The organism is Streptomyces sp. a15 (assembly GCF_059026085.1).
On the sequence record NZ_JBWLKM010000001.1, the window covers coordinates 357,894 to 382,410 of the forward strand.

Annotated in this window: 25 protein-coding genes; 14 read left to right on the forward strand and 11 right to left on the reverse strand. The window is 72.1% G+C overall.

The annotated features are described in order from the left end of the window. Nucleotides 1-21 precede the first annotated feature (21 nt). Together AC5P09_RS01675 and AC5P09_RS01680 are read left to right on the forward strand one after the other, a co-directional pair. A complete protein-coding gene (locus tag AC5P09_RS01675) occupies nt 22-339 on the forward strand; it encodes an LAETG motif-containing sortase-dependent surface protein (RefSeq protein WP_266434495.1) in 318 nt (105 codons plus the stop codon). A 43-nt stretch (nt 340-382) separates the two neighbouring features. Further along, entirely contained in the window at nt 383-1,183 is an 801-nt protein-coding gene (locus tag AC5P09_RS01680) for a hypothetical protein (RefSeq protein ID WP_493872067.1), read from the forward strand. A 62-nt stretch (nt 1,184-1,245) separates the two neighbouring features. On the opposite strand, the gene hutH is transcribed toward AC5P09_RS01680, so the two are convergent. From hutH to AC5P09_RS01695, 3 genes are all read right to left on the reverse strand, one after another. Further along, a complete protein-coding gene (hutH, locus tag AC5P09_RS01685; protein WP_493872299.1) occupies nt 1,246-2,784 on the reverse strand; it encodes a histidine ammonia-lyase in 1,539 nt (512 codons plus the stop codon). Between the two features lie 82 nt (nt 2,785-2,866). Next, complete coding sequence (locus AC5P09_RS01690; RefSeq protein WP_493872068.1) at nt 2,867-4,015, reverse strand: GGDEF domain-containing protein; 1,149 nt, start codon at nt 4,013-4,015, stop codon at nt 2,867-2,869. A gap of 149 nt (nt 4,016-4,164) precedes the next feature. Continuing rightward, nucleotides 4,165-4,983: an enoyl-CoA hydratase/isomerase family protein gene (locus AC5P09_RS01695; protein ID WP_493872069.1), complete on the reverse strand. Its 819-nt coding sequence runs from the start codon at nt 4,981-4,983 to the stop codon at nt 4,165-4,167. A 211-nt stretch (nt 4,984-5,194) separates the two neighbouring features. Here AC5P09_RS01695 and AC5P09_RS01700 point away from each other — a divergent pair, with 211 nt between their 5' ends. Then, complete coding sequence (locus AC5P09_RS01700; protein WP_493872070.1) at nt 5,195-5,830, forward strand: hypothetical protein; 636 nt, start codon at nt 5,195-5,197, stop codon at nt 5,828-5,830. Nucleotides 5,831-5,845: 15 nt separating this feature from the next. Here the strand turns inward: AC5P09_RS01700 and AC5P09_RS01705 are convergent, their stop codons facing one another. Further along, complete coding sequence (locus AC5P09_RS01705) at nt 5,846-6,976, reverse strand: adenylate/guanylate cyclase domain-containing protein (RefSeq protein WP_493872071.1); 1,131 nt, start codon at nt 6,974-6,976, stop codon at nt 5,846-5,848. Nucleotides 6,977-7,100: 124 nt separating this feature from the next. Then, on the reverse strand, nt 7,101-7,994 hold the full coding sequence (locus AC5P09_RS01710; protein ID WP_493872072.1) for a biotin--[acetyl-CoA-carboxylase] ligase: 894 nt from the start codon (nt 7,992-7,994) through the stop codon (nt 7,101-7,103). 252 nt (nt 7,995-8,246) lie between these two features. On the opposite strand from AC5P09_RS01710, the gene AC5P09_RS01715 reads away from it, so the two are divergent. Then, nucleotides 8,247-9,866 carry an acyl-CoA carboxylase subunit beta gene (locus tag AC5P09_RS01715; RefSeq protein WP_493872073.1) on the forward strand — a complete coding sequence of 540 codons (1,620 nt, stop codon included), beginning with the start codon at nt 8,247-8,249 and terminating at the stop codon, nt 9,864-9,866. A gap of 23 nt (nt 9,867-9,889) precedes the next feature. Beyond that, the gene (locus AC5P09_RS01720; RefSeq protein ID WP_307676968.1) at nt 9,890-10,099 is read left to right on the forward strand and encodes an acyl-CoA carboxylase epsilon subunit; all 210 of its coding nucleotides are present in this window, start codon (nt 9,890-9,892) and stop codon (nt 10,097-10,099) included. On the opposite strand, the gene AC5P09_RS01725 is transcribed toward AC5P09_RS01720, so the two are convergent. Then, the gene (locus tag AC5P09_RS01725) at nt 10,096-11,220 is read right to left on the reverse strand and encodes an SGNH/GDSL hydrolase family protein (protein WP_493872074.1); all 1,125 of its coding nucleotides are present in this window, start codon (nt 11,218-11,220) and stop codon (nt 10,096-10,098) included. The two genes, AC5P09_RS01720 and AC5P09_RS01725, sit on opposite strands and share 4 nt — an antisense overlap. A gap of 135 nt (nt 11,221-11,355) precedes the next feature. Here AC5P09_RS01725 and mmpB point away from each other — a divergent pair, with 135 nt between their 5' ends. Together mmpB and AC5P09_RS01735 are read left to right on the forward strand one after the other, a co-directional pair. Next, the gene (gene mmpB / locus AC5P09_RS01730; protein WP_266434514.1) at nt 11,356-11,484 is read left to right on the forward strand and encodes a morphogenic membrane protein MmpB; all 129 of its coding nucleotides are present in this window, start codon (nt 11,356-11,358) and stop codon (nt 11,482-11,484) included. 33 nt (nt 11,485-11,517) lie between these two features. Continuing rightward, complete coding sequence (locus AC5P09_RS01735; RefSeq protein ID WP_493872075.1) at nt 11,518-12,138, forward strand: Maf family protein; 621 nt, start codon at nt 11,518-11,520, stop codon at nt 12,136-12,138. Between the two features lie 13 nt (nt 12,139-12,151). Here AC5P09_RS01735 and AC5P09_RS01740 read toward each other — a convergent pair whose 3' ends face one another. Continuing rightward, nucleotides 12,152-12,643: a hypothetical protein gene (locus AC5P09_RS01740; RefSeq protein WP_493872076.1), complete on the reverse strand. Its 492-nt coding sequence runs from the start codon at nt 12,641-12,643 to the stop codon at nt 12,152-12,154. A 381-nt stretch (nt 12,644-13,024) separates the two neighbouring features. On the opposite strand from AC5P09_RS01740, the gene AC5P09_RS01745 reads away from it, so the two are divergent. Beyond that, nucleotides 13,025-14,797 carry an acetyl/propionyl/methylcrotonyl-CoA carboxylase subunit alpha gene (locus AC5P09_RS01745; protein ID WP_493872077.1) on the forward strand — a complete coding sequence of 591 codons (1,773 nt, stop codon included), beginning with the start codon at nt 13,025-13,027 and terminating at the stop codon, nt 14,795-14,797. Nucleotides 14,798-14,932: 135 nt separating this feature from the next. Continuing rightward, a complete protein-coding gene (locus AC5P09_RS01750; protein ID WP_493872078.1) occupies nt 14,933-15,334 on the forward strand; it encodes a hypothetical protein in 402 nt (133 codons plus the stop codon). A 232-nt stretch (nt 15,335-15,566) separates the two neighbouring features. On the opposite strand, the gene AC5P09_RS01755 is transcribed toward AC5P09_RS01750, so the two are convergent. The 3 genes from AC5P09_RS01755 to AC5P09_RS01765 all read right to left on the reverse strand — a co-directional run bounded on the left by AC5P09_RS01755 (nt 15,567) and on the right by AC5P09_RS01765 (nt 18,488). Continuing rightward, the gene (locus AC5P09_RS01755) at nt 15,567-15,755 is read right to left on the reverse strand and encodes a hypothetical protein (protein WP_493872079.1); all 189 of its coding nucleotides are present in this window, start codon (nt 15,753-15,755) and stop codon (nt 15,567-15,569) included. A 152-nt stretch (nt 15,756-15,907) separates the two neighbouring features. After that, nucleotides 15,908-16,873: a DeoR/GlpR family DNA-binding transcription regulator gene (locus tag AC5P09_RS01760; protein WP_266434524.1), complete on the reverse strand. Its 966-nt coding sequence runs from the start codon at nt 16,871-16,873 to the stop codon at nt 15,908-15,910. A 166-nt stretch (nt 16,874-17,039) separates the two neighbouring features. Next, entirely contained in the window at nt 17,040-18,488 is a 1,449-nt protein-coding gene (locus AC5P09_RS01765; protein ID WP_493872080.1) for an NAD(P)H-quinone dehydrogenase, read from the reverse strand. Between the two features lie 106 nt (nt 18,489-18,594). On the opposite strand from AC5P09_RS01765, the gene AC5P09_RS01770 reads away from it, so the two are divergent. The 4 genes from AC5P09_RS01770 (at nt 18,595) to AC5P09_RS01785 (ending at nt 22,718) form a co-directional block, all read left to right on the forward strand. After that, a complete protein-coding gene (locus AC5P09_RS01770) occupies nt 18,595-19,032 on the forward strand; it encodes a gamma-glutamylcyclotransferase family protein (protein ID WP_493872081.1) in 438 nt (145 codons plus the stop codon). Between the two features lie 128 nt (nt 19,033-19,160). Further along, entirely contained in the window at nt 19,161-19,985 is an 825-nt protein-coding gene (locus AC5P09_RS01775; RefSeq protein WP_266434530.1) for a purine-nucleoside phosphorylase, read from the forward strand. A gap of 320 nt (nt 19,986-20,305) precedes the next feature. Continuing rightward, nucleotides 20,306-21,937, forward strand: a complete 1,632-nt coding sequence (locus AC5P09_RS01780; protein WP_493872082.1) for a phospho-sugar mutase — start codon at nt 20,306-20,308, stop codon at nt 21,935-21,937. Between the two features lie 523 nt (nt 21,938-22,460). Beyond that, nucleotides 22,461-22,718, forward strand: a complete 258-nt coding sequence (locus AC5P09_RS01785) for a hypothetical protein (protein WP_493872083.1) — start codon at nt 22,461-22,463, stop codon at nt 22,716-22,718. A 25-nt stretch (nt 22,719-22,743) separates the two neighbouring features. On the opposite strand, the gene AC5P09_RS01790 is transcribed toward AC5P09_RS01785, so the two are convergent. Next, nucleotides 22,744-23,442 carry a PH domain-containing protein gene (locus AC5P09_RS01790; protein WP_493872084.1) on the reverse strand — a complete coding sequence of 233 codons (699 nt, stop codon included), beginning with the start codon at nt 23,440-23,442 and terminating at the stop codon, nt 22,744-22,746. Nucleotides 23,443-23,560: 118 nt separating this feature from the next. On the opposite strand from AC5P09_RS01790, the gene deoC reads away from it, so the two are divergent. Continuing rightward, complete coding sequence (gene deoC, locus AC5P09_RS01795; RefSeq protein WP_493872085.1) at nt 23,561-24,517, forward strand: deoxyribose-phosphate aldolase; 957 nt, start codon at nt 23,561-23,563, stop codon at nt 24,515-24,517.

Below are 24,517 nucleotides of genomic sequence, written 5' to 3' on the forward strand. Positions count from 1 at the left end.
CCACAAGGGGATCGATATTCCGTGTCATCCGCTCGCCGTCCGTTGCTGACCGCCACCGCCGCGGGGACCCTTCTGGGCGCCCTGTGGTTCGTCCCCTCTGCTAACGCGTCAGGGGACCAGCCGGCGAGAACAGAGCCTTCCGCGACCCCGACGTCGCAGGTCACGACCCAGGCACGGGCCGCGTCCACGGACACCAGCAGCACGACCGGCGAGGCCACCCGGCTCGCCGACACCGGCAGCTTCGACACCACGCCGTACATCGCCGGCGGGACCGTCTTCCTGACGCTGGGTGCCGGGTTTGTCGTCTATTCGGTACGTCGCGAACGCCTCGGTTTTTAAACCCGCTTGACGCGTTCTTCAGCAAACCTTCATAGTCCGCCTCATGAAGAGATCATCGGGCGCGCGCATGGGCGCCACGGTTGCCGTGAGCGTGCTGGCGCTCGCCCTTGTCACTGGCTGTTCCGACGACGGGTCGGACGACTCCAAGGACTCCGCGAACTCCGGATCCTCCTCGTCCTCGTCGCCGACCGCGGCCGCGAAGGCGTACAACGCGGCGGAGCTGGAGAAGCTGCTGCTCGCGGAGGGCGAGATCAAGGGGTACAAGGTCACCTCGGGCGACGACACCCTGCCGAAGTCCAAGAGCGTGCTGAAGAACATCGACAAGGCCGAGTGCGAGCCGGTCGCCTACGCCATGGCCGCGCTGCCGCCGGGCGACACGGACGCGCAGGCGAGCAACACCGTCACCGAGGCACCCCCGACGGACGACCCGTCCAAGTCCCCGGACGAGCTGACCGAGGGGGACTTCGCCGAGGCCTTCAACCTGACCGCGACCTACGTGGGCCTGTCCTCGTACGAGGGCGACGGCGCCGAGAAGGCCTTCAAGGCCGTCTCCGACGGGGTCGAGGCCTGCTCCGGCGGCTTCGGCTTCACCGCCGACGGCACGGACACGAAGATCACCAAGATCGCCCCCGAGAAGGCCTCGGGCGCCGGTGACGAGTCCGTGGCGTTCGCAGCCAGCTCCGCTATGGACGGCGACGGCACGGGCGTCTTCCACACCGAGGTGGTGCGGCACGGCAGCACCATCGCCTCGTACTACACGGTGAACTTCGCCCTGCTCGCCTCCGGCAAGCCGTACGACGTTCCGGCGGCCGTGATCGACGCGCAGGCGGCCAAGCTCAAGTGATCCACCGGTGCCCTGCCGGTCGTGACGACCGGCAGGGCACCTTTTTCTGCCTTGCGGCTCGCCTACTGCAGCGGTCCGGTGACCGTCTCCGCCGCCGCGACCAGCTGCCCGGCGCGTACGAACGCGTCCGCCGCCGCGAGGTCGGGCGACAGGAAGCGGTCCGGCCCCGGACCCTCGACCCCCGCCTTCCGTACGGCGTCGATGACCGCCCGGGACGCCGGCGCCGGGGTCAGCCCCGCGCGCAGCTCGACGGCGCGCGTGGCGGCGTACAGCTCGATGGCGATGACCCGAGTGAGGTTGTCGACGGCCGTGCGCAGCTTGCGGGCGGCCGACCAGCCCATGGAGACGTGGTCCTCCTGCATCGCGGAGGACGGGATCGAGTCCGCCGACGCCGGTACGGCGAGCCGCTTCATCTCGCTGACCAGCGCGGCCTGCGTGTACTGGGCGATCATCAGCCCGGAGTCGACGCCCGGGTCGTCGGCGAGGAACGGCGGCAGCCCGTGGCTGCGGTTCTTGTCGAGCAGCCGGTCGGTGCGGCGCTCGGCGATGGAGGCGAGGTCGGCGGCGGCGATGGCCAGGAAGTCGAGGACGTACGCGACCGGGGCGCCGTGGAAGTTGCCGTTGGACTCGACGCGCCCGTCGGGCAGCACCACCGGGTTGTCGACGGCTGACGCCAGCTCCCGCTCGGCGACCATACGGGCGTGCGCGAGCGTGTCCCGTCCGGCGCCGGCGACCTGCGGCGCGCAGCGCACGGAGTAGGCGTCCTGGACGCGGGGGGCGTCGTCCTGGTGGTGCCCGGTGAGCTCCGAACCCTTCAGTACGGCGAGCATGTTGGCGGCGCTGGCGCCCTGCCCGGGGTGCGGGCGGATGGCGTGCAGCTCGGGGGCGAGGACCTTGTCGGTGCCGAGCAGGCCCTCCAGGGAGAGGGCCGCGGTGATGTCGGCGGACTTGTAGAGGGTGTCCAGGTCGGCGAGGGCCATGACCAGCATGCCGAGCATGCCGTCGGTGCCGTTGAGGAGGGCGAGGCCCTCCTTCTCGCGCAGTTCGACGGGGGCGATCCCGTGCTCGGCGAGGAGTTCGCCGGCGGGCCGTACGGCGCCGTCCGGGCCCTCGGCGTCGCCCTCGCCCATGAGGGTCAGCGCGCAGTGCGACAGGGGGGCGAGGTCTCCGGAGCAGCCGAGGGAGCCGTACTCGTGGACGACCGGGGTGATGCCGGCGTTCAGGACGTCGGCCATGGTCTGCGCGACCTCGGGGCGGACGCCGGTGTGTCCCGAGCAGACGGTCTTCAGCCGCAGGAACATCAGGGCCCGTACGACCTCCCGCTCGACCCGCGGCCCCATGCCGGCGGCGTGCGAGCGGACGATGTTGCGCTGCAACTGGGCCCGCAGTTCCTGGCTGATGTGCCGGGTCGCCAGGGCGCCGAAGCCGGTGCTCACGCCGTAGACGGGTTCGGGCTTGGCCGCCAGCGCGTCCACGATGCCGCGGGCCGCGGCCAGGGCCGTGACCGCCTGCGCGGAGAGCTCGACCCGGGCGCCGGCGCGCGCCACGGCGAGGACGTCGGACGCGGTGACCCCGGACGTCCCCACCACCACAGTGTGCATATCCATATTCAGGAGCGTACGCAGTGAATTCGAGGATGTCACCAGTGGGGGCCGGGTTTGCCCCTTACCGATGGGTCACACTTCAGCCACGCCCGCGAAAGCGGCGGCGCTCGCCGGGCGGCTGCTCGGCGGAGGGCTCGTCGGCCAGTCGTACGACGGGGTCGTCGGGGCCCTGCCGTCCGGCGACGACCGGGCGGGTGGCCCGTTCGGCCTTGGCCCGGTACTGGGCCGCGTCGGCCAGCCGGAACAGCCGGCGGGCGGAGCCCACCGGTCCGATGGCATCCTCGGTGGACGCGACCCCGCAGGCGACCCCCTCCCCCAGCTCCAGCTCGGCGGCCCTGCGGCACAGTTCGTCGGCCGCCTTGACGACCTCGTCGGCGGGCGGTCCGACCGCGAGCAGACAGAACTCGTCACCGCCGAGGCGGGCGGCGAGGGTGCCGGGGAGCATGGCGCCGCAGAGGGAGAGGACCGACCCGAAGCGTTCGAGGAGACGGTCGCCGACGGCGTGGCCGCGGGTGTCGTTGACGCGCTTGAGCCCGTTGAGGTCGCAGACCACGAGACTGACGACCGCCCCGTCCCTGCGGTGCCGCTCGACGGCCTCGTCCAGGCGGGCGTCGACGGCCCGGCGGTTGGCGAGGCCGGTGAGCGCGTCGGTGAACGCCAGCCGCCGCACCTCCTCCAGCCGCTCGGTCTGGGCGATGCCCGCGGCGACGACGGAGGCCAGCACGGTGGCGAAGTCGGCGTCCTCACGACCGAAGACCGGCCCGCCGACGGGACGGGCCACATACAGCTCGCCCCAGGCCCGGCCGTGCAGCACGATCGGCGCGACGACGCAGCAGCCGCGGCCTCTGCGCCGCAGGGCGGCGACGCGCTGGTGGACGTAACCGGGGCGGCGGCCGGCGGCCGGGCCCTGAGCGGTCTCCACCCAGGCGTTGGGTTCGCCGCCGCCGGCCCAGCGCTCGTGCAGGAACTCGGTGATCTCGGCGAACTGGTGCACCGGGTAGGCCTCGTCGTCCGGGAACTCCTCCTCATCCTCGGCCCGCTCCCCCACGTTCACCAGCACCCGCAGCCGGCCGAGCTCCCGCTCCCACACCGACAGCGCGGCGAAGCTCCCGCCGAGCGCGCGGCACGCTCCGCTCGCGGCAGCCCACCACGCCTCCCGCGAGCTGTGCGCCGCGGCCATGCCCTGAGCCAACGCGACGACGCCCGCGAGCCGACTGTCCTCACCCATCACACCAGGCTAGGGAGTTTCGGGGCGAACCGGTCACTTTCCGCGCCGCAGGGGTGACCGCCCCTGGGGGCTCCGCCCCAGACCCCCGGCCTTTGCCCAGGGCCCAGGGGGCGGAGCCCTCTGGTACCTCGGGCGAAGGAGCGGTGCCTCTACTCCCCCGGCCAAGAAGGACGCCGTTTCTCGTTGAACGCCGCCACCCCCTCCGCCCGGTCCCCCGAGAACGCCACCGCCCGCCACGCCGCGTCCTCGACCTCCAGCCCCGCCCGCAGATCCAGCCCCTGCCCCAGCCGCAGCGCCTTCTTCGCCGCCCGCAGCCCCACCGGCGAGTTCCCCGCGATCCGGGACGCCAGGGCCAACGCCTCCTCGCGGTCCCGCCCCTCCTCCACCAGCACATCGACGAGGCCCAGCGAGGCCGCCTCCCCGGCCTCCACCCGCCGCGCCGTGAAGATCAGCTCGGCCGCCCGGGCGGCCCCCACCCGCCGCGGCAGCAACTGCGTGCCGCCGCCGCCGGGGATCACGCCGACCGACACCTCGGGCAGTCCCACCACGGCCGTACGGTCCGCCACGATCAGGTCGCAGGCGAGCGCCAGCTCGAAGCCCCCGCCCAGCGCGAACCCGTGCACGGCCGCGATCGTCGGGACCGGCAGCTCCAGGACCCCGGTGTACGCCCCGCGCGCCACCGGCCGCTGCCGCACCAGATCCGCGTCGGTGAGGGAGTTCCGCTCCTTGAGGTCGGCGCCGACACAGAAGGCCCGCTCATGGGTGGAGGTCACCACGACCACCCGAACCTCACGATCCGCGCCCAGCGCCGCGCACGCCCCGGCGAGCGACCGGGCCATCTCGGTCGAGACGGCGTTCATGGCCTTGGGCCGGTCCAGGGCCAGCTCCGCGACATGCCCGTCAGCCCCGTCAGCCCCCTCCGGGTGTCGCCGTACCAGCACGAACTCCCCGAACCGCTCCTCGCTCATGACACCCTCCCGGTTAACGACGGTTAACGCCCTACGCTCCGATCATCGCAGCCGGGCCCCGCCGGGGAAAGGGCGGGCCGGTTCCCGCTTCCGCGCCCGACACCCCGTTCGAGTGACATCCCGCCCGACTCCCGTTCCACCGCACAAGGGAGCGCATAACGTGCGTCCGCCACAGCGCACAGGGGGCGCGGGCGCACGGGGAGGGATCGCGATGACGACGAGGGACACACCGGCGGCGCGGGCGGAAAGAGGCAGCGCGGAGGACGCGGCCGTACCGCCGGAGTCGTACGGCACCGGAACCCGGCTCTGGACGCCCCGCGGCCGGCACCGCCGCCCCCGCCCCCGCAAGGTGCTGCTGGCGGCGGGCGGCCTGGCCCTGGCGGCGGGCGCGCTGAGCTTCGTACGGCTGACCCCCGACGCGGGCGTCGGCGGCCTCGGCAGCGCGGAGGTGGAACCCCGTCCCGACCCGGAGGCCGGCCCGGAACGGTCGGCCGACGCAGCCGCCACGGTGGCGGCCGTCACCCCCGAGGTGAGCCCGTCGGCGACCACCGTCCTGGGCGGTCCGAGCGCGCTGCCCACCAGGGGCGTGTCCCTCGCGACCCCCGCCCCGACCGCGGGGTCGTCCCGGCAGACGCCCACGACCGTCCCGGACGCACCGAAGCCGACCGGCAGCGCGGCGCCCGCCACACCCCGGCCGCCCTCGACGTCCGCCGCCGGCACCCCGGCCCCCACGCCGAGCGGCACGACGACTCCGCCGGCCCCGCAGCCGGACCACCCGGACCGGCCGGGCCTGTGCCTGCCGGTTATCGCCGTGTGCGTGGACCCGCTGGCGGCCCGGCGTCACTGAAAGGGCTGCCGGGGACTACGACGCCCCGGCCCGCCGCGTCAGCAGCCACGGCTCGACCACGCCGAGCCCGCGCACCGGCCGCTGCCACATCGGCTGCAGCGCGAAGCGGTAGGTCGGCGGCTCCTCGCCCTCCTTCTCGGCGGTCGCCGCGGCCTCGGCCGCCTCCGCCTCGGAGGCGGGGGCCTCGCCGGTGCGGATCAGTTCCTCCGCGAAGGCGCTGTCGACGAGGACGGCGTCGCGCGGGGCTATCGACGTCAGCCGGGAGGCGAGGTTCACCGTCGTACCGAAGACATCGCCCATACGAGTGGTGACCGTGCCGAAGGCGATGCCGACCCGCAGCTCGGGCATCGTCTCGTCGTTCGCCATGGTCTCGACGAGCCTCAGGGCGATGTCGGCGGCGATCCCGGCGTCGTCCGCCGCGTACAGCACCTCGTCGCCGAGCGTCTTGACGAGCCGTCCGCCGCGCGCGGCGACCAGGTCGGCGGCGGTGGTCTCGAAGGCCTCGACGAGCTCGCCGAGCTCCTCCTCCTCCATCCGCCGGGTCAGCCGCGTGAACCCGACGAGGTCGGCGAAGCCCACGGCCAGACGCCGGTCGACCATCTCCTCGTCGTCGGCGGTCTGGACGACCCGGCCGGCCGAGGCGGCGAGCTGGCGGCGCCAGACGTAGACGAGGAACTCCTCCAGCTCCGGCAGGAGCAGCTCGATGATCGGGTACGTCACCTCGGTGCGGGTCATGCCGGGCTCGGGCGGCTCGGTCAGCCCCTCCAGGAACGAGTCCATCTGCCACTCCGCCAACCGGGCGGTGGTCTGCCCCGTGGACCGCGCCACCTGCACGGCCATCGCCTCGCTCAGCAGCCCCGCCTCCACGAGACCGGAGAGCCGGCGCAGCGCGAGCACGTCGGCCTCCGTGAGGGCCTTGGCCTGTCCGATGTCGGCGAAGCCCATGGCCCGCCAGAAGCGGGTGGCCAGCTCCACGGAGACGCCCGCGCTGCGCGCCGCCTGAAAGGGGGTGTAGCGCCGCTCGGCGCCCAGAATGAGCTGTTCGATGCGGAGGGCGAGCGGGTCCTCGCCCTCGCCGGACTCGGCGGCATCGGGGTCTGCCCGGCCGTCCGCGTCCGCGCCGGAGCCCGTGTCGTCGACGGTCACGCCTGCTGCCCTTCCGATCTGTCACGGTCAGGTATCGACCGGCCTCAACTCTACGGCAGGTGTGCGCCAGCTCACTCCGGGAGGAGAGAGGGGCTTCACGTCCGGGGCCGGAACCCCCAGCCCCCTACGCGGGCCGCAGGTGCACGACGTCCCCCGCCCCCACCGGCTCCTGCACTCCCTCCTCCGTGGCGATCACGAGCCGCCCGTCCTCGTCGACCGCCACCGCCTCGCCGACCACCGACCGATTTCCCGGCAGCTCCGCCCGCACCACCCTTCCCAACGTCGCGCATCCCGCCGCATACGTCTCCTGCAACCCGCTCGTCGCCGGATCACCCCCGGCCGCCCGCCAGCGCCCGTACCACTCCTCCAGCGACCGCAGCACTCCCCGCAGCAGCGGATCCCGGTCCGTGTTCACGGCTCCCGCCAGCGCCAGCGACCCCGCCTGCGGCACCGGCAGCTCGTCCGCGCGCAGGCTGACGTTGATGCCGATCCCGACGACCACTCCGTCGTCCCCGGCCCGCTCGGCGAGGATGCCGCCGGCCTTGCGTTCCTCGCCGCCCACGGTCACCAGCAGGTCGTTGGGCCACTTGAGTGCCGTGTCGACGCCCGCCACCCGCGACAGCCCCGTCGCCACCGCCACCCCGGTGAGCAGCGGCAGCCAGCCCCAGCGGGCCACCGGGATCCCGCTCGGCTTCAGCAGGACGGAGAAGAACAGCCCCGAGCGGGGCGGTGCCGTCCACCGGCGGTCGAGACGGCCCCGCCCGGCCGACTGCTCCTCCGCCACCAGGACCGCCCCCTCGGCCGCCTTGCCCTCGGCCGCCAGGGCCACCAGGTCGGAATTGGTGGAGCCGGTGTGCTGCACGACCTCCACGTCGCACCACAGCCTGCCCTCGCGCACCAGCCCTCGCCGCAAAGCGGCGGCGTTAAGGGGTGGGCGGCCGAGGTCGGACCATCGGTCCGGCCCCGGCTCGTGGGGCCCGTTGAGCGGGTTTCCTTCTGCACCTGGTGGCGTCGTCATGCAACCCACCCTAGGTTTGACATCCTCCACCCCGCAGAGGTGGATTCCAACCCGGTGAAAGGCTGAGGTTCACGGGCGCTCGATCACTCTCGTGATGTCACCCCTCCGGCGTGTCCCGCCGCGACGCACTGATCGTACAACCGGAAGGGGTGGGGAGTGTGGTAAACGCCGCACTGCCGATCGATGGGCACCCCACTACTCTACGGATGAGTAACCGTCCCCCCTTTTGAGCAGGCAGGGAGCCGCATCCCGATGTCCGAGCCGGAAGAGCGTCACGCGATCCACGAGACCCAAGGGATCGACATCCACACCACCGCGGGCAAGCTCGCGGATCTCCAGCGCCGCATCGAGGAAGCGACGCACGCCGGCTCCGCACGCGCCGTCGAAAAGCAGCACGCCAAGGGCAAGTTGACGGCCCGGGAGCGGATCGAGCTGCTGCTCGACGAGGACTCCTTCGTCGAGCTCGACGAGTTCGCCCGGCACCGCTCCACCAACTTCGGCCTCGACCAGAACCGCCCGTACGGCGACGGCGTGGTCACCGGGTGCGGAACCGTCGACGGCCGCCCCGTCGCCGTGTTCTCCCAGGACTTCACCGTCTTCGGCGGCGCCCTGGGCGAGGTCTACGGCCAGAAGATCGTCAAGGTGATGGACTTCGCGCTGAAGACCGGCTGCCCGGTCATCGGCATCAACGACTCCGGCGGCGCCCGCATCCAGGAGGGCGTGGCCTCCCTCGGCGCCTACGGCGAGATCTTCCGCCGCAACACCCACGCGTCCGGCGTGATCCCGCAGATCAGCCTCGTGGTCGGCCCCTGTGCGGGCGGCGCGGTCTACTCCCCGGCGATCACCGACTTCACCGTCATGGTCGACCAGACCTCGCACATGTTCATCACCGGCCCGGACGTCATCAAGACGGTCACCGGCGAGGACGTCGGCATGGAGGAGCTGGGCGGCGCCCGCACCCACAACTCCGCCTCGGGTGTGGCGCATCACATGGCCGGGGACGAGAAGGACGCCATCGAGTACGTCAAGCAGCTGCTGTCGTACCTGCCGTCCAACAACCTCAGCGAGGCCCCGGCGTTCCCGGAGGAGGCGGACCTCGCCGTCACCGACGAGGACCGCGAACTGGACGCGATCGTCCCGGACAGCGCGAACCAGCCGTACGACATGCACACGGTGATCGAGCACGTCCTGGACGACGCCGAGTTCTTCGAGACGCAGCCGCTGTTCGCGCCGAACATCATCACCGGCTTCGGGCGGGTGGAGGGCCGTCCCGTCGGCATCGTCGCCAACCAGCCGATGCAGTACGCCGGTTGTCTCGACATCAGAGCCAGCGAGAAGGCGGCCCGCTTCGTGCGCACCTGTGACGCGTTCAACGTCCCGGTCATCACCTTCGTGGACGTCCCCGGCTTCCTGCCGGGCGTCGACCAGGAGCACGACGGCATCATCCGCCGCGGCGCCAAGCTGATCTACGCCTACGCGGAGGCGACGGTCCCGCTCATCACCGTCATCACCCGCAAGGCCTTCGGCGGCGCCTACGACGTCATGGGCTCCAAGCACCTCGGCGCCGACCTCAACCTCGCCTGGCCGACCGCCCAGATCGCCGTGATGGGCGCCCAGGGCGCGGTCAACATCCTGCACCGCCGCACCATCGCCGAGGCCGAGGCCGCCGGGGACCTGGAGGCGACCCGGGCGCGGCTCATCCAGGAGTACGAGGACGCCCTCCTCAACCCCTACATCGCGGCCGAGCGCGGCTACATCGACTCCGTGATCATGCCGTCCGACACCCGCCGGCACGTCGTACGGGGCCTGCGTCAGCTGCGTACCAAGCGGGAAACCCTGCCCCCGAAGAAGCACGGCAACATCCCCCTCTAGCCCGAAAACCCTTGGGAGCCGTCATGACGATCAAGGTGGTACGGGGCAACCCGACCCCGGAGGAGCTGGCCGCCGCCCTGGCGGTGGTCCGCGCCCGCGCCGCGGCGGCGGCAGCGACCCCGCCCGGCGCACCCGACTCCCAGGACGCCTGGGCGGACCCGGCCCGCATCGCGGCACACCGGCTCCCGCAGCCGGGGCCGACGGCGTGGGGCCGCACCTACTGGCCCGGTTAGAGAACCGTCGACAGCACTTCGGCCATCACCTCGTACCCGACGTCGTTCGGGTGCAGGTGATCGCCGAAGTCGTACGACGCCCGCAGCCGATCCGGGTCCGCCGGATCGGCCAGGGCACGCCGCAGATCCACCACCGCGTCGTACTCCCCCGCGCACCGGATCCACTCGTCGACCTCGTGGCTCACCTTGGCCGCATGCTCCCCCCAGTGGTCCGACCCCGCGAACGGCAGCAGCGTGCAGCCGATCATCCGAAGCCCGCGCTCCTTGCCCTGCCGTATCAACTCCCGGTGGCCGGCGACGACTTCCGTCGCCTCCACCACCGGCGCCGGCTTGTACGTCGGCTGTTCGTCGGTCTCGCCGAACCCGATGTCGTTCAGCCCGATGAGCACGACCAGCGTGTCCACCCCTGCCGGCGCCAGCGCATCCCGCCGCAACCGGTGAACGCCCTTCTCCCCGTACCACGCGGAGTCGTTGAGCAGCAGGTTCCCGCCGATCCCAGCATTCAGGACCGGCCGCCCGGTGCGCCGCGCCAGCGCGTCGGACCAGCGGCGGTCGGCGCCGGGCGTGGAGCCGAACCCGTCGGTGATCGAGTCGCCGAAGAGGGCGATGCCGTCGGTGCGGCCGGCGTCGACCTCGACGGCGGACAGGAAGTACCAGGACTCGGTGCTCGCGTCGAACCCCTCGCCGTCCGGGTCCGCGAGCAGGTCCCCCTCGCCCCGGTAGCTGGTCGTGAAGGCCTGGGCGTGGAAGGTCGCGGGGCCGGTCGTCGCATCGAAGTACAGCGTGACCGTCACCGGCTCCCCGGCCGCCACGGCGAGTTCGGCGGCGTCACTGACGGCGTGCCCGCGCGCCGGAAGCGAAACGTCGTACGCCCCCTCGAAGGTGAGCCGCGTCGGCGACTCCACCGCGGCACCGGCGGCCGCCCGGCCGACCGTGGCCCCCGCGACCCGGACCGCCGAGGTGCCGTACGCGTTCGAGAGCCGGATCCGGACCCGGCCGCCGCCCGCGGTCAGCCGTACGACCTGACGGACGGACTGGCGCCAGAAGCCCTCCCGGGACCAGTTGGGGGTGAAGCCCTCGGCGGGCAGTTGGGGTGACGCGGTCCAGGCAGCGGTGAACATGACACGCCCTCTCCAAACGGGACTGAAGTTCCTTTAGACTAACGGAACGACAGACCCTTTTAGCAACCCCGGCCGGTGGGAAGTTGAGTACCCGTACTCAGGCGCCCTCCACGAAACCCCCGCACGCTGGAAACCATGCTGTGGTCCGACCCCGAGAACGAGCCGCCGAAGGAACTGCGTGACACGCAGGCCATGCTGCGGCGGCTGGGTGTCCTCATGGCGCTGGCCATGGTGCTGGCGATGATCGTGCTCGGGGTGAGGTGAGCCCCCTGGAACGGCCGCCGATACCCTGGCCGCATGACTGATCAGCCGCGCCGCCGACTCGTCCTCGCCTCCCAGTCCCCCGCCAGGCTCGGTCTGCTCCGCCAGGCCGGACTCGACCCCGAGGTGATCGTGAGCGGCGTCGACGAGGACGCCGTCAGCGCGCCGACCCCCGCCGAGCTGGCCCTCGCCCTGGCCGAGGCGAAGGCCTCCGTGGTGGCGGCGAAGCCCGAGGTCAAGGGCGCCCTGGTGATCGGCTGCGACTCGGTGCTCGACCTGGACGGCGAGGCCCTGGGCAAGCCGGCGGACGCCGAGGAGGCCACCGCCCGCTGGAAGTCCATGCGCGGCCGCGCCGGCACGCTCCAGACCGGGCACTGCATCTACGACACGCGCAGCGGCCGGTACGCCTCCGCCACCGCCTCCACCGTCGTCCGCTTCGGCGAGCCGACCGACGAGGAGATCGCCGCGTACGTCGCCTCGGGGGAACCCCTCTACGTCGCCGGGGCCTTCACCCTCGACGGCCGCTCGGCCCCCTTCATCGACGGCATCGACGGCGACCACGGCAACGTGATCGGCATCAGCCTGCCCCTCGTACGGCGGCTGCTGGCCCAACTGGGCGTCGGCATCACGGAGCTGTGGACGCCCGGAGACAAGTGACCGGGAGAGGCGATCAGGGGGTGCTGGGCGCCTGCGGGGGCGTGAGCGGCGAGCCGCCGCCCTTGGTGCCGTCCGGCGCCTCGTCGGCGGGCTCGGGCCCGGACCCGGATTCACCCTGCCTGTCGTACGTCATCAGCAGCAGCACGATGAGCGCCAGCACGATCATCATGAACACGAACTCGGGCCGGCCCATCAGCCCCCACGCGAACGCGCCCAGCAGGGCGTGCACCACGGCCGCGCTGATCAGCAGGACGCGGCCGAGGCCGGCCGGCGGGCGGTTGCGCAGGGCGACCAGGAGCGCGACCACGCCGCACAGCACGAAGTAGAGGCCGAAGACGAAGCCGCTGATCTTCGACGACGTGGACATCACGTCCGGGTCGAGGCCGGCCAGGGACATCTGCTGGTTGTCGACGACGGTCCCCAGGAGCCAGTTCAGCCCGACGACCCCGAGCGCCTCGACGAAGAGCACGACCGCCACGATCCACGCCACCGGTCTGCGCACCACCGGTCCCACCCACTTCCGAGCTGTTCGAGTACCACTCGAGCAAGGCTGCCGTTACCCGAAGTACGTTCGGGACAGACCGAACGCTACTAACGGGTAAACCCACGGACAAGAGTCCGGCGGAGGGCAAAGAATCATTGGGCCATTCGTAGGGACTCCACAAAGAAACCCTGTGGCCCGCAGCACGCTCTCATAGAGACCTTGGCCACAAAGGAGGGCTAGGGTTTCGACAGAAGTCCTGCGTTCCTAGGTGCGACAAGGGATTTCACGGTCGGGCCGGCCCCACATCACGCTCCGTGTGGGCAAGCTCACCAGTCGGGACGGGTCGAAGTGCCGTGTCGGCAGTCCCTAAACTCGGCTTGTTTCAAGGAGGGAGCCTCAATCGTGCGCAAGGTGCTCATCGCCAACCGTGGCGAAATCGCTGTCCGCGTGGCCCGGGCCTGCCGGGATGCCGGTATCGCGAGCGTGGCCGTCTACGCCGACCCGGACCGGGACGCTCTGCATGTCCGCGCCGCGGATGAGGCGTTCGCCCTGGGCGGTGACACTCCCGCGACCAGCTATCTCGACATCGAGAAGGTGCTGAACGCGGCGCGTGAGTCCGGCGCCGACGCCATCCATCCCGGCTACGGATTCCTCTCCGAGAACGCCGACTTCGCCCAGGCGGTCGGGGACGCGGGGCTGATCTGGATCGGCCCGCCGCCGCAGGCCATCCGCGACCTCGGCGACAAGGTGGCCGCCCGGCACATCGCCCAGCGCGCCGGCGCCCCGCTGGTGGCCGGCACGCCGGACCCGGTGAGCGGTGCCGAGGAGGTCGTCGCCTTCGCCCGGGAGCACGGCCTGCCCATCGCGATCAAGGCCGCCTTCGGCGGTGGCGGGCGCGGTCTGAAGGTCGCCCGCACCCTCGAAGAGGTGCCCGAACTGTACGACTCGGCGGTCCGCGAGGCGGTCGCCGCCTTCGGGCGCGGCGAGTGCTTCGTCGAGCGCTACCTGGACAAGCCCCGGCACGTCGAGACCCAGTGCCTGGCCGACCAGCACGGCAACGTGGTCGTGGTCTCCACCCGCGACTGCTCCCTCCAGCGCCGCCACCAGAAGCTGGTCGAGGAGGCCCCGGCGCCCTTCCTCTCCGACGCGCAGGTCGCCGAGCTGTACGCCTCCTCCAAGGCCATCCTCAAGGAGGCCGGCTACGTCGGCGCCGGCACGGTGGAGTTCCTGGTCGGCGTCGACGGCACGATCTCCTTCCTGGAGGTCAACACCCGCCTCCAGGTGGAGCACCCGGTCACCGAGGAGGTCTCCGGCATCGACCTCGTCCGCGAGATGTTCCGCATCGCCGACGGCGAGGAACTCGGCTACGGCGACCCCGAGCTGCGCGGCCACTCCTTCGAGTTCCGCATCAACGGCGAGGACCCGGGCCGGGGCTTCCTCCCTGCCCCCGGCACGGTCACCACGTTCGCCCCGCCGTCCGGCCCGGGCGTCCGCCTGGACGCGGGCGTCGAGTCCGGCTCGGTCATCGGCCCGGCCTGGGACTCGCTGCTGGCCAAGCTGATCGTCACTGGCGCCACCCGCGAGCAGGCCCTCCAGCGGGCCGCCCGCGCCCTGGAGGAGTTCCAGGTCGAGGGCATGGCCACCGCCATCCCGTTCCATCGCGCGGTCGTCAAGGACCCGGCGTTCGCCCCCGAGCTGACCGGCTCCGCCGACCCGTTCACGGTCCACACCCGCTGGATCGAGACCGAGTTCGTCAACGAGATCAAGCCCTTCGCCGCCCTCACGGACATCGAGGTCGACGAGGAAGCGGGCCGCGAGACGGTGGTCGTCGAGGTCGGCGGCAAGCGCCTGGAGGTCTCCCTCCCCATCTCGCTGGGCATGTCCCTGGCCCGCACCGGCCTCGCGGCGGGCGCCAAGCCCAAGCGCCGCGCGGCCAAGAAGTCCGGCCCGGCCGCCTCCGGCGACACCCTCGCCTCTCCGATGCAGGGCACGATCGTCAAGATCGCGGTCGAGGAGGGCCAGGAGGTCCAGGAGGGCGACCTGATCGTCGTCCTCGAAGCGATGAAGATGGAACAGCCGCTGAACGCGCACAAGGCCGGCACCATCAAGGGCCTGTCCGCCGACGTCGGCGCGTCGATCACGTCCGGCGCGGCGATCTGCGAGATCAAGGACTGACGGCCTTTCCGGTACGACGTCCCGAGGCGCCCGGCGGACTGAAGCGATCAGTCCGCCGGGCGCCTCGTTTTCTCCGTTCCCCCGTCGGTCAGGTTCCTTGCGGTCGGTCTGTCGCGCCCGCACCCAGCCGGTGCCGTGGCGGGCGACGACGAGGCCCGCGGCGCCGAAGGCGGCGGCCATCATCAGGAACGACAGGATGGTCACCGGGAGCAGACCGCTCGCGAAGCCGACGACGTTCAGCGGCATGGACAGGATCAGCAGCCAGGCCGCCCAGACCGGGACCGTCCGGCCTCGCAGCAGGGCGGCGCCGAGCAGGATCGCGCCGATGACGTGGGCGGCGACGAAGTAGAAGGACGGAATCGCGTTCACCGCGAGCGCGAACGTGCCGTCCGTGACGTCGACCAGCGCCACCCGGCTCACGCCCTCGTCGAGGCCGCCCAGCACGCCCTGGTCCATGGACGGCGTGGTCGCGATCGCCATCCAGCCGGTGCCGAGCACGACAAGCCCCGGCGGGGGCGGGGCTTCCGGGATATCTGAGGCCGGAAGTCCAGGTTCTGACGCCCTCACCTGCGCGAACGCGGGCGATTTCGGTCCGCGCCGGTATCCGGCGCCACCCTGGGTGCCTGCTTCACGGGCCCTCGCCGCTCCCCAGGGGGAGTTGGTCTTACGTGGGCCTCCACAGGCGTCACTTTCCGCCCGCCCGGCGGTAGGTCCGCCAACTCGGTTGTCGGACAACGTGACACTATCGCCGTCACACTCCATACCCTGGCTAACAGACGGCAGATTCACCGAAGTTGAGGATAAACCGCGCACGGGTTCGTTTTCGGGTGACGCCCAGGTCATGACCAGTCAGTAGCTCGCTCAGGGCCCGCTCCCACAGCTCCTCCAGCCGGGCGGCGTCGTCCAGTTCGCGGGTCAGCTCCAGCACGCGGCGCGCGTCCGCACCGGTGATCTCCATGCGCACTCCCCCGAGCATCCCCTCGATCAGGACCGGCCCATGAGAAGACGGTACGGCGGCGACCGGCCCCGGGAACCCCTCCCGCGCATCCTCACGGGGACGGCGGGGTCCCGCCGGGCCACACCGGCCCGCCCCTGCTCACGGGCGTGCCGTCAGCGGCGGCGGAGGTCCGCGACCCGCGCCCGTTCGGTGCCCGGCGTCTGCTCACCCAGGGCCGTCGCGGAGCGCAGTCCCGGAGCGCCGCCCGGGACCTGGCCGCGACGCGGGCCCGGCAGGGGCACGTCCCGGCGCTGGTGCTGTCGGCGCGCCGGGACCTGATCACCCCCCGGCTGCTCCGACGCCCCGGCGACGGCGATCTGCACCCCCTGGTCGGCGAGGGCCTGGAGTTCGGTGGCCGCGCGGTCGTCGTGGACGGGCGGTTCGTCCGTCACGAGGCGGGTGATGAGGTCCGTCGGCACGGTCTGGAACATGGTGTCGGTGCCGAGTTTGGTGTGGTCGGCGAGGACCACGACCTCGGAGGCGGCCTGCACCAGCGCGCGGTCGACGGACGCGGAGAGCATGTTGGACGTGGAGAGCCCGCGCTCGGCGGTCAGTCCGCTCCCGGAGAGGAAGGCCCGCGACACTCTGAGCCCCTGGAGGGACTGTTCGGCACCGCTGCCGACGAGGGCGTAGTTGGACCCGCGGAGGGTGCCGCCGGTCATGACGACCTCCACGCGGTTGGCATGGGCCAAGGCCTGGGCCACCAGCAGTGAGTTGGTGACGACGGTCAGCCCGGGCACCCGGGCGAGCCGGCGGGCCAGCTCCTGTGTGGTGGTTCCCGCACCGACCACGATGGCTTCGCCCTCTTCGACGAAGCTCGCGGCGAGATCGGCGATGGCCGTCTTCTCGGCGGTCGCGAGATGGGATTTCTGCGGAAAGCCGGATTCTCGCGTGAACCCGCCCGGCAATACCGCACCGCCGTGCCGGCGGTCGAGGAGTCCTTCTGCCTCCAGTGCGCGCACGTCCCGCCGTACGGTCACTTCGGAGGTCTGGACGACGCGGGCGAGCTCACGGAGCGACACGGCCCCGTTCGCTCGCACCATTTCGAGGATCAATTGGCGACGTTCTGCAGCGAACACGAAACTGACAGTAACCCCAACGACCGTCTGGTTTCAGCAGTTTGCGCCGAATTACAGAAGTTGTTCGCACACCAGGGCGGGAAGTGGTATAGGGCCTAATCGCGGAGCCTATGCCGCCCGCATGCGCGACAACTCCCCGTGACCAGCGAGGAATCGCTTTCGGCCGTCAGCCTTCGTCGCCCGCCTTACGCGTGTGCAGCTGCCGCGCGACCTCGGCGATCGACCCCGAAAGGGAGGGATAGACGGTGAACGCGTTCGCGATCTGTTCGACCGTCAGATTGTTGTCGACGGCGAGCGAGATGGGGTGGATCAGTTCCGAGGCGCGGGGAGCGACCACCACTCCGCCGACGACGATCCCCGTGCCCGGCCGGCAGAAGATCTTGACGAAGCCGTCCCGGATGCCCTGCATCTTCGCGCGCGGGTTGCGCAGCAGGGGCAGCTTCACCGCCCGGGCATCGATCTTGCCGGAGTCCACGTCGGACTGGCTGTAGCCGACGGTGGCGATCTCGGGGTCGGTGAAGACGTTCGAGGAGACCGTCTTCAGGTTCAGCGGGGCCACCGCGTCGCCGAGGAAGTGGTACATGGCGATACGTCCCTGCATCGCCGCGACGGAGGCGAGGGCGAAGATGCCGGTCACGTCACCGGCGGCGTACACGCCGGGGGCGGTGGTCCGGGAGACCTTGTCGGTCCAGATGTGCCCGGACTCGCGGAGCTTGACCCCGGCGTCCTCCAGGCCCATGCCCGCGCTGTTCGGGATGGCGCCGACGGCCATCAGACAGTGCGAGCCGCTGATGACCCGTCCGTCGGCGAGGGTGACCTCGACCCGGTCGCCGACGCGCTTGGCGGACTGGGCGCGGGAGCGGGCCAGGACGTTCATGCCGCGGCGCCGGAAGACCTCTTCCAGTACGGCGGCGGCGTCCGGGTCCTCGCCGGGCAGGACCCGGTCGCGGGAGGAGACGAGGGTGACCTTGGAGCCGAGGGCCTGGTAGGCACCGGCGAACTCGGCACCGGTGACACCGGAACCGACGACGATGAGCTCCTCGGGGAGTTCGTCGAGGTCGTAGACCTGGGTCCAGTTGAGGATGCGCTCGCCGTCGGGCTGGGCGTCCTCCAGCTCGCGGGGGTGACCGCCGGTGGCGATGAGCACCGCGTCCGCGACGAGGGTCTCCTCACTCCCGTCGACGGCACGCACGACGACCTTCCGCGAGCCGTCGAGGGCCTGCATGCCCTCGAGACGCCCGCGCCCGCGCAGCACCCGGGCGCCGGCCCGGGTCACGGAGGCGGTGATGTCGTGCGACTGCGCGAGAGCGAGCCGCTTCACACGCCGGTTGACCTTCCCCAGATCCACCCCCACCACCCGGGCGCTCCGCTCCAGGGGCGGGGTGTCGTCGGCGACGATGATCCCCAGCTCTTCGTACGACGAATCGAAGGTGGTCATCACCTCGGCCGTGGCGATAAGAGTCTTCGACGGGACGCAGTCGGTGAGCACCGACGCCCCGCCCAGACCGTCGCAGTCCACGACGGTCACCTCCGCGCCGAGTTGGGCGGCCACCAGGGCCGCCTCGTATCCGCCGGGTCCGCCACCGATGATCACGATCCGAGTCACGTACTCCATTGTCCCGCACGCCCGGCGATGCCACCGCCCCGGGGGCGACAGGGAGGCCCATCTGTTACGTCCGTGACCGGAGATGCACGCGAAACGGCTGCCGTACCCTCGACGCATGTCGCTCTACGCCGCGTACGCCGGCAACCTCGACGCGCGGCTGATGACCCGCCGCGCCCCGCACTCGCCGCTGCGCGCGACGGGCTGGCTGAACGGGTGGCGGCTGACCTTCGGCGGCGAGCACCTGGGCTGGGAGGGCGCACTCGCGACGATCGTCGAGGCGCCGGGCGCCCAGGTCTTCGTCGCGCTGTACGACCTCGCGCCCCTGGACGAGGACTCGATGGACCGCTGGGAGGGCGTCGGCCTCGACATCTACCGCCGGATGCGGGTGCGCGTGCAGACCCTGGAGGGCGAAGAGCCGGCCTGGGTGTACGTCCTCAACGGCTACGAGGGCGGTCTGCCCTCGGCCCGCTATCTGGGCGAGATCGCCGACGCGGCGGAGTCGGCGGGCGCGCCGCACGACTATGTGATGGAGCTGCGGAAGCGCCCCTGCTGAGCCCGCCGGCGGCGCCCGATTCGTCGGACCCGGGGGCGCGGACCGGTCGGAAACGACAAGACAACGATCGCCATCCCGTGAGCTCTGTCATCTACGCGCGTAGGCCTCGACCGGCTACCCTCATCGGCGTGAACGCATCTCTTCTTCCGGACGACATCCAGGGCGACCCCCATGCCGCCGCCGACGCCGCCGCCGCGCGCCTGCGCGAACTGACCGGCGCCGAGACCCACGACGTCGCCCTCGTGATGGGCTCCGGCTGGGCGCCGGCCGTCGACGCCCTCGGTGCTCCCGACGCCGAGTTCCAGGTCACCGAGCTGCCCGGCTTCCCGCCGCCGGCGGTCGAGGGCCACGGCGGCAAGATCCGCTCGTACCGGATCGGTGCGAAGCGGGCCCTGGTCTTCCTGGGCCGCACCCACTATTACGAGGGCCGCGGTGTCGCCGCCGTCGCGCACGGCGTCCGTACCGCCGTCGCCGCCGGCTGCAAGACGATCGTCCTCACCAACGGCTGCGGCGGCCTGCGCGAAGGCATGCGTCCCGGCCAGCCGGTGCTGATCAGCGACCACATCAACCTCACGGCGACGTCCCCCATCATCGGCGCGAACTTCGTCGACCTCACCGACCTGTACTCCCCGCGCCTGCGCGCCCTGTGCAAGGAGATCGACCCCACGCTGGAGGAGGGCGTCTACGCCCAGTTCCCCGGCCCGCACTACGAGACCCCCGCGGAGATCCGCATGGCCCGGGTCATCGGCGCGGACCTGGTGGGCATGTCGACGGTCCTCGAAGCCATCGCGGCACGTGAGGCGGGCGCCGAGATCCTGGGCATCTCCCTGGTGACGAACCTCGCGGCCGGCATGACCGGCGAGCCCCTGAACCACGAGGAGGTCCTCCAGGCGGGCCGCGACTCGGCCACACGGATGGGCTCCCTGCTGGCCCAGGTCCTGGGCCGGCTGTAGTGACCGCACCAGGGGGCTCCGCCCCCTGACCTTCGGCCTTCGCCCACCCACCTCCCGACTCGGTCACTCAAGAGGTGCGGGACCACGCAGCCCGTCCGGCGTACACAATCAAGCACCGGCCCGCATCACTCAGCCCGTCTGGGGGTCCCCCCTCTGGGGGAGTTTGAGGACGAGGCCTTTCGGGCCGATGGGGGTCTGGGGGCGCAGCCCCCAGCGGGGTCGAAAGGGCGGAGCCCCTGGGGGTGGGACGGGTAGGGGCGGCGGGGGCGAGAAACCCGTCCCGCAGCCACAAGCGAACCGAAACGAGAGGCTGACCGAACGTGCACGACGATCTCATCGCGCGAGCCAAGGCATGGCTGACCGAGGACCCCGACACGGACACCCGTGCGGAACTCGCCGAGCTGATCGACGCCAAGGACGTCGCCGAACTCGCCGAACGGTTCAGCGGCACCCTCCAGTTCGGCACGGCGGGCCTCAGAGGCGAGCTCGGTGCCGGCCCCATGCGCATGAACCGCACGGTCGTCATCCGCGCCGCCGCCGGTCTCGCCGCGTACTTGAAGAAGAACGGCCACACCGACGGAGTCGTCGTCATCGGCTACGACGCCCGCCACAAGTCCGCCGCCTTCGCCGAGGACACCGCCGCCGTGATGACGGGAGCGGGCCTGCGCGCGGCCGTCCTCCCCCGCCCCCTCCCCACCCCCGTCCTGGCGTTCGCCATAAGGCACCTCGGCGCGATCGCCGGCGTGGAGGTCACCGCCAGCCACAACCCGCCCCGCGACAACGGCTACAAGGTGTACCTCGGCGACGGCTCCCAGATCGTGCCCCCGGCGGACGCCGAGATCGCGGCCGAGATCGACGCCGTCGCGTCCCTCACCACCGTCCGCCGCCCCACCACCGGCTGGGAGATCCTCGACGACGCCGTCCTCGACGCCTACCTCGCCCGCACGGACGCCGTCCTCGCCCCCGGCTCCCCCCGCACGGCCCGCACGGTCTACACGGCGATGCACGGCGTCGGCAAGGAGACCCTCCTCGCCGCCTTCGCCCGGGCCGGCTTCCCGCAGCCCGTCCTCGTCGCCGAGCAGGCCGACCCGGACCCGGACTTCCCGACCGTCGCGTTCCCCAACCCGGAAGAGCCCGGCGCGATGGACCTCGCCTTCGCGAAGGCCCGCGAGACCGACCCGGACCTGATCATCGCCAACGACCCGGACGCGGACCGCCTGGCGGTCGCGGTCAAGGACGCCGGCGACTGGCGGATGCTCCGCGGCGACGAGGTCGGCGCCCTCCTCGCCAGCCACCTGGTCGCCCGCGGAGCCCGCGGCACCTTCGCGGAGTCGATCGTCTCCTCGTCCCTCCTCGGCCGGATCGCCGAGAAGGCGAACCTGCCGTACGAGGAGACCCTCACCGGCTTCAAGTGGATCGCCCGCGTCGAGGGCCTGCGCTACGGCTACGAGGAGGCCCTCGGCTACTGCGTGGACCCGGACGGCGTACGGGACAAGGACGGCATCACGGCCGCCCTCCTGATGACGGAACTCGCGTCGGTCCTCAAAACAGAGAACCGCACCCTCCTCGACCTCCTGGACGACATCGCGGTCGAGCACGGCCTGCACGCCACCGACCAGCTCTCGGTCCGCGTGGAGGACCTGTCGGTCATCGCCGCCGCGATGCAACGCCTGCGCGAGCAGCCCCCGACCCGGCTCGCGGACCTGCCGATCACCAGGTCCGAGGACCTCACGCAGGGCACGGACACCCTCCCGCCCACCGACGGCCTGCGCTACACGCTCGACGGCGCCCGGGTCATCGTCCGCCCCAGCGGCACGGAGCCGAAGCTGAAGTGCTACCTGGAGGTCGTCGTCCCGGTCGCCGCGCACGCCGATCTCCCGGCGGCCCGCGCGAAGGCGACGGACCTGCTGGCGACGATCAAGCGGGACCTGTCGGCGGCGGCGGGCATCTGAGCCGTACGCGACCGGTACGCGACCGGTGCGCGACTGATGTGACCCACACGGCGGGGTGCTCCGGAGGAAACCCGGGGCACCCCATCGGCTGATTTCCCCAGGCGGCTCGACGCGGTCCCCGCACCCCGCCCCGCCCTCCGGGCAACGGCGGACCGGATTCACCGGATTCGCCCCCACCGAGCCGGCCTGGAGCCGCCCCGCCGCCGTTCACGGAGGTCCTGCCGGCGATCGTGCCGGGCAGCCGGGCGCTTCCCCCCGGGCTCGCTTCCGCTTCCCGCCTTCCCCCTGGCTCCTCCTTCTGGCCCGGCACCTGCCCCGCTCATCCCGCCTTTACAGCGCCCTCGCCCTGCCGGCGGCGGTGGCGGGCTCGGCCTACGCCAGGGCGTGCACGGCCCTGGTGTGGCGCGGCCGGGGGGCGTGAGCGCCGCGCATCCCGCCGCTACCGCGCCCTCGCCCCACCGAACGACGGTGACGGGCTCGGCGCACGCCAGGGCCTGCACGGCCCTGGCGTGGCACGAGGGGCGTGAGCGCCGCACATCCCGCCGCTACCGCGCCCTCGCCCCGCCGAACGGCGGTGACGGGCTCGGCGCACGTCGGGGCGTGCATGGCCCTGGTGCGGCGCGAGGGGCGTGAGCGCCGCACATCCCGCCGCTACCGCGCCCTCGCCCCACCGAACGACGGTGACGGGCTCGGCGCACGCCAGGGCGTGCACGGCCCTGGCGTGGCACGCGGCGCCCTGAGCGCGGCGTGCACGGCCCTGGCGTGGCACGCGGCGCCCTGAGCGTCAGCGAGGTCCCACAGGCCCTTCACCCCGTCGCGATCAGAATCGCCAGCAGCACCGCCCCGGCCACCGCCGGCGCCATGACCTCGTAGGCCCACCGCACGGTCACCTCGCCCTGCGCCGCCTCCGACTTGGCCTGGGCCTCCTGCAGCTCCCGCAGCTCGTCCATGATCCGGTCGGTCTCGGCCCGCACGGGTCCGTCCGGCACCGCGGTCCGGCCGCCGCCCCGCATCCCCCCGGCCCCGGACAGCCCGGACAGCCCGCCGCCGAACGCACCACCCCGCCCGGCGCCGTCCGCACCGCGCCGCTCCTCCCGCCGAGCCGCCTTCTTCCGGCCCCGCAGCGACACGGGAACGGCCCACAGCTGGAACTTCCTGCCGGCGGCGACCGCCTCGTTCGAGTAGCCCGAGCGCAGCGCCTCGATCTCACCCCACGGCAGCACGATCACCCGGAACGGGTTCCGGATGCGCAGCCGTTCCTGGTTGGCGAACACGGCGGGCCGCAACGTGAAGGCCACCACCAGCGGCACCAGGAGGATCAGCGCGGCGAGCGCCAGCCAGGGCGTGCGCCCCTCCCCGGAGACGATCGCGTCGATGCCGAGCCAGCCGGCGATGCCGAGCAGCAGGAAACCGCCGGCCATGGCCGCGGGCGACCGATAGATCCGGTCCGGCGACTGGGGCGCCGAGGGCTGCGGCGCCGATGACTGGGGTTCCGGAGTCGTCATGGGCCCGATTCTGCCCGAAGCCCCCGGCGGGACTCGTACGCGGTGCCGCCGTACCGGATGAGCACCTGATATGTCTGCCGGGGTGTACAGCTGCTACGCGCGTAGATATGCTCGTCTGGTGACCATGCCCACCACTGCACACACGCTCACGGACGTGGCGGCCTCCGACAGCACGCTGCGCCGCTTCCTCCACGGGCTGCCCGGCGTCGACGCGGTCGGCCTGGAGGCGCGCGCCGCCTCGCTCGGCACCCGTTCCATCAAGACGACCGCGAAGGCGTACGCGATCGACCTCGCGATCTCGATGGTCGATCTGACGACGCTGGAAGGCGCGGACACCCCGGGCAAGGTCCGGGCGCTCGGCGCCAAGGCGGTCCGCCCCGACCCGACCGACCGTACGACCCCCGCCACGGCCGCGGTCTGCGTGTATCCCGACATGGTGGCCACCGCCAAGGAGGCCGTCGCCGGCTCCTCGGTGAAGGTCGCCTCGGTCGCCACCGCCTTCCCGGCCGGCCGCGCCGCGCTCTCCGTGAAGCTGGCGGACGTCCTGGACGCGGTCGCGGCGGGCGCCGACGAGATCGACATGGTCATCGACCGCGGGGCGTTCCTCGCGGGGAACTACATGAAGGTGTACGACGAGATCGTCGCCGTGAAGGAGGCCTGCGGGGCGTCCGCCCGCCTGAAGGTCATCTTCGAGACGGGCGAGCTGTCGACGTACGACAACATCCGCCGCGCCAGCTGGCTCGGCATGATCGCCGGTGCCGACTTCATCAAGACGTCGACCGGCAAGGTCGCCGTCAACGCGACGCCGGCGAACACCCTCCTGATGCTGGAGGCCGTGCGTGACTTCCGTGCCCAGACCGGGGTACAGGTCGGCGTGAAGCCGGCCGGCGGGATCCGGACGTCCAAGGACGCCATCAAATTTCTCGTGCTGGTCAACGAGACCGCGGGCGAGGACTGGCTGGACAACCACTGGTTCCGCTTCGGCGCCTCCTCGCTCCTGAACGACCTGCTGATGCAGCGTCAGAAGCTGGCCACCGGCCGCTACTCCGGCCCCGACTACGTGACGGTGGACTGA

Excerpts from the sequence above, each read along its gene's own strand:
- AC5P09_RS01680 (WP_493872067.1), top strand. The coding sequence starts at position 383 with ATGAAGAGATCATCGGGCGCGCGCATGGGCGCCACGGTTGCCGTGAGC.
- hutH (WP_493872299.1), bottom strand. The coding sequence starts at position 2,784 with ATGCACACTGTGGTGGTGGGGACGTCCGGGGTCACCGCGTCCGACGTC.
- AC5P09_RS01690 (WP_493872068.1), bottom strand. The coding sequence starts at position 4,015 with ATGGGTGAGGACAGTCGGCTCGCGGGCGTCGTCGCGTTGGCTCAGGGC.
- AC5P09_RS01695 (WP_493872069.1), bottom strand. The coding sequence starts at position 4,983 with ATGAGCGAGGAGCGGTTCGGGGAGTTCGTGCTGGTACGGCGACACCCG.
- AC5P09_RS01700 (WP_493872070.1), top strand. The coding sequence starts at position 5,195 with ATGACGACGAGGGACACACCGGCGGCGCGGGCGGAAAGAGGCAGCGCG.
- AC5P09_RS01710 (WP_493872072.1), bottom strand. The coding sequence starts at position 7,994 with ATGACGACGCCACCAGGTGCAGAAGGAAACCCGCTCAACGGGCCCCAC.
- AC5P09_RS01715 (WP_493872073.1), top strand. The coding sequence starts at position 8,247 with ATGTCCGAGCCGGAAGAGCGTCACGCGATCCACGAGACCCAAGGGATC.
- AC5P09_RS01720 (WP_307676968.1), top strand. The coding sequence starts at position 9,890 with ATGACGATCAAGGTGGTACGGGGCAACCCGACCCCGGAGGAGCTGGCC.
- AC5P09_RS01725 (WP_493872074.1), bottom strand. The coding sequence starts at position 11,220 with ATGTTCACCGCTGCCTGGACCGCGTCACCCCAACTGCCCGCCGAGGGC.
- mmpB (WP_266434514.1), top strand. The coding sequence starts at position 11,356 with ATGCTGTGGTCCGACCCCGAGAACGAGCCGCCGAAGGAACTGCGTGAC.
- AC5P09_RS01735 (WP_493872075.1), top strand. The coding sequence starts at position 11,518 with ATGACTGATCAGCCGCGCCGCCGACTCGTCCTCGCCTCCCAGTCCCCC.
- AC5P09_RS01755 (WP_493872079.1), bottom strand. The coding sequence starts at position 15,755 with ATGGAGATCACCGGTGCGGACGCGCGCCGCGTGCTGGAGCTGACCCGC.
- AC5P09_RS01765 (WP_493872080.1), bottom strand. The coding sequence starts at position 18,488 with ATGGAGTACGTGACTCGGATCGTGATCATCGGTGGCGGACCCGGCGGA.
- AC5P09_RS01770 (WP_493872081.1), top strand. The coding sequence starts at position 18,595 with ATGTCGCTCTACGCCGCGTACGCCGGCAACCTCGACGCGCGGCTGATG.
- AC5P09_RS01790 (WP_493872084.1), bottom strand. The coding sequence starts at position 23,442 with ATGACGACTCCGGAACCCCAGTCATCGGCGCCGCAGCCCTCGGCGCCC.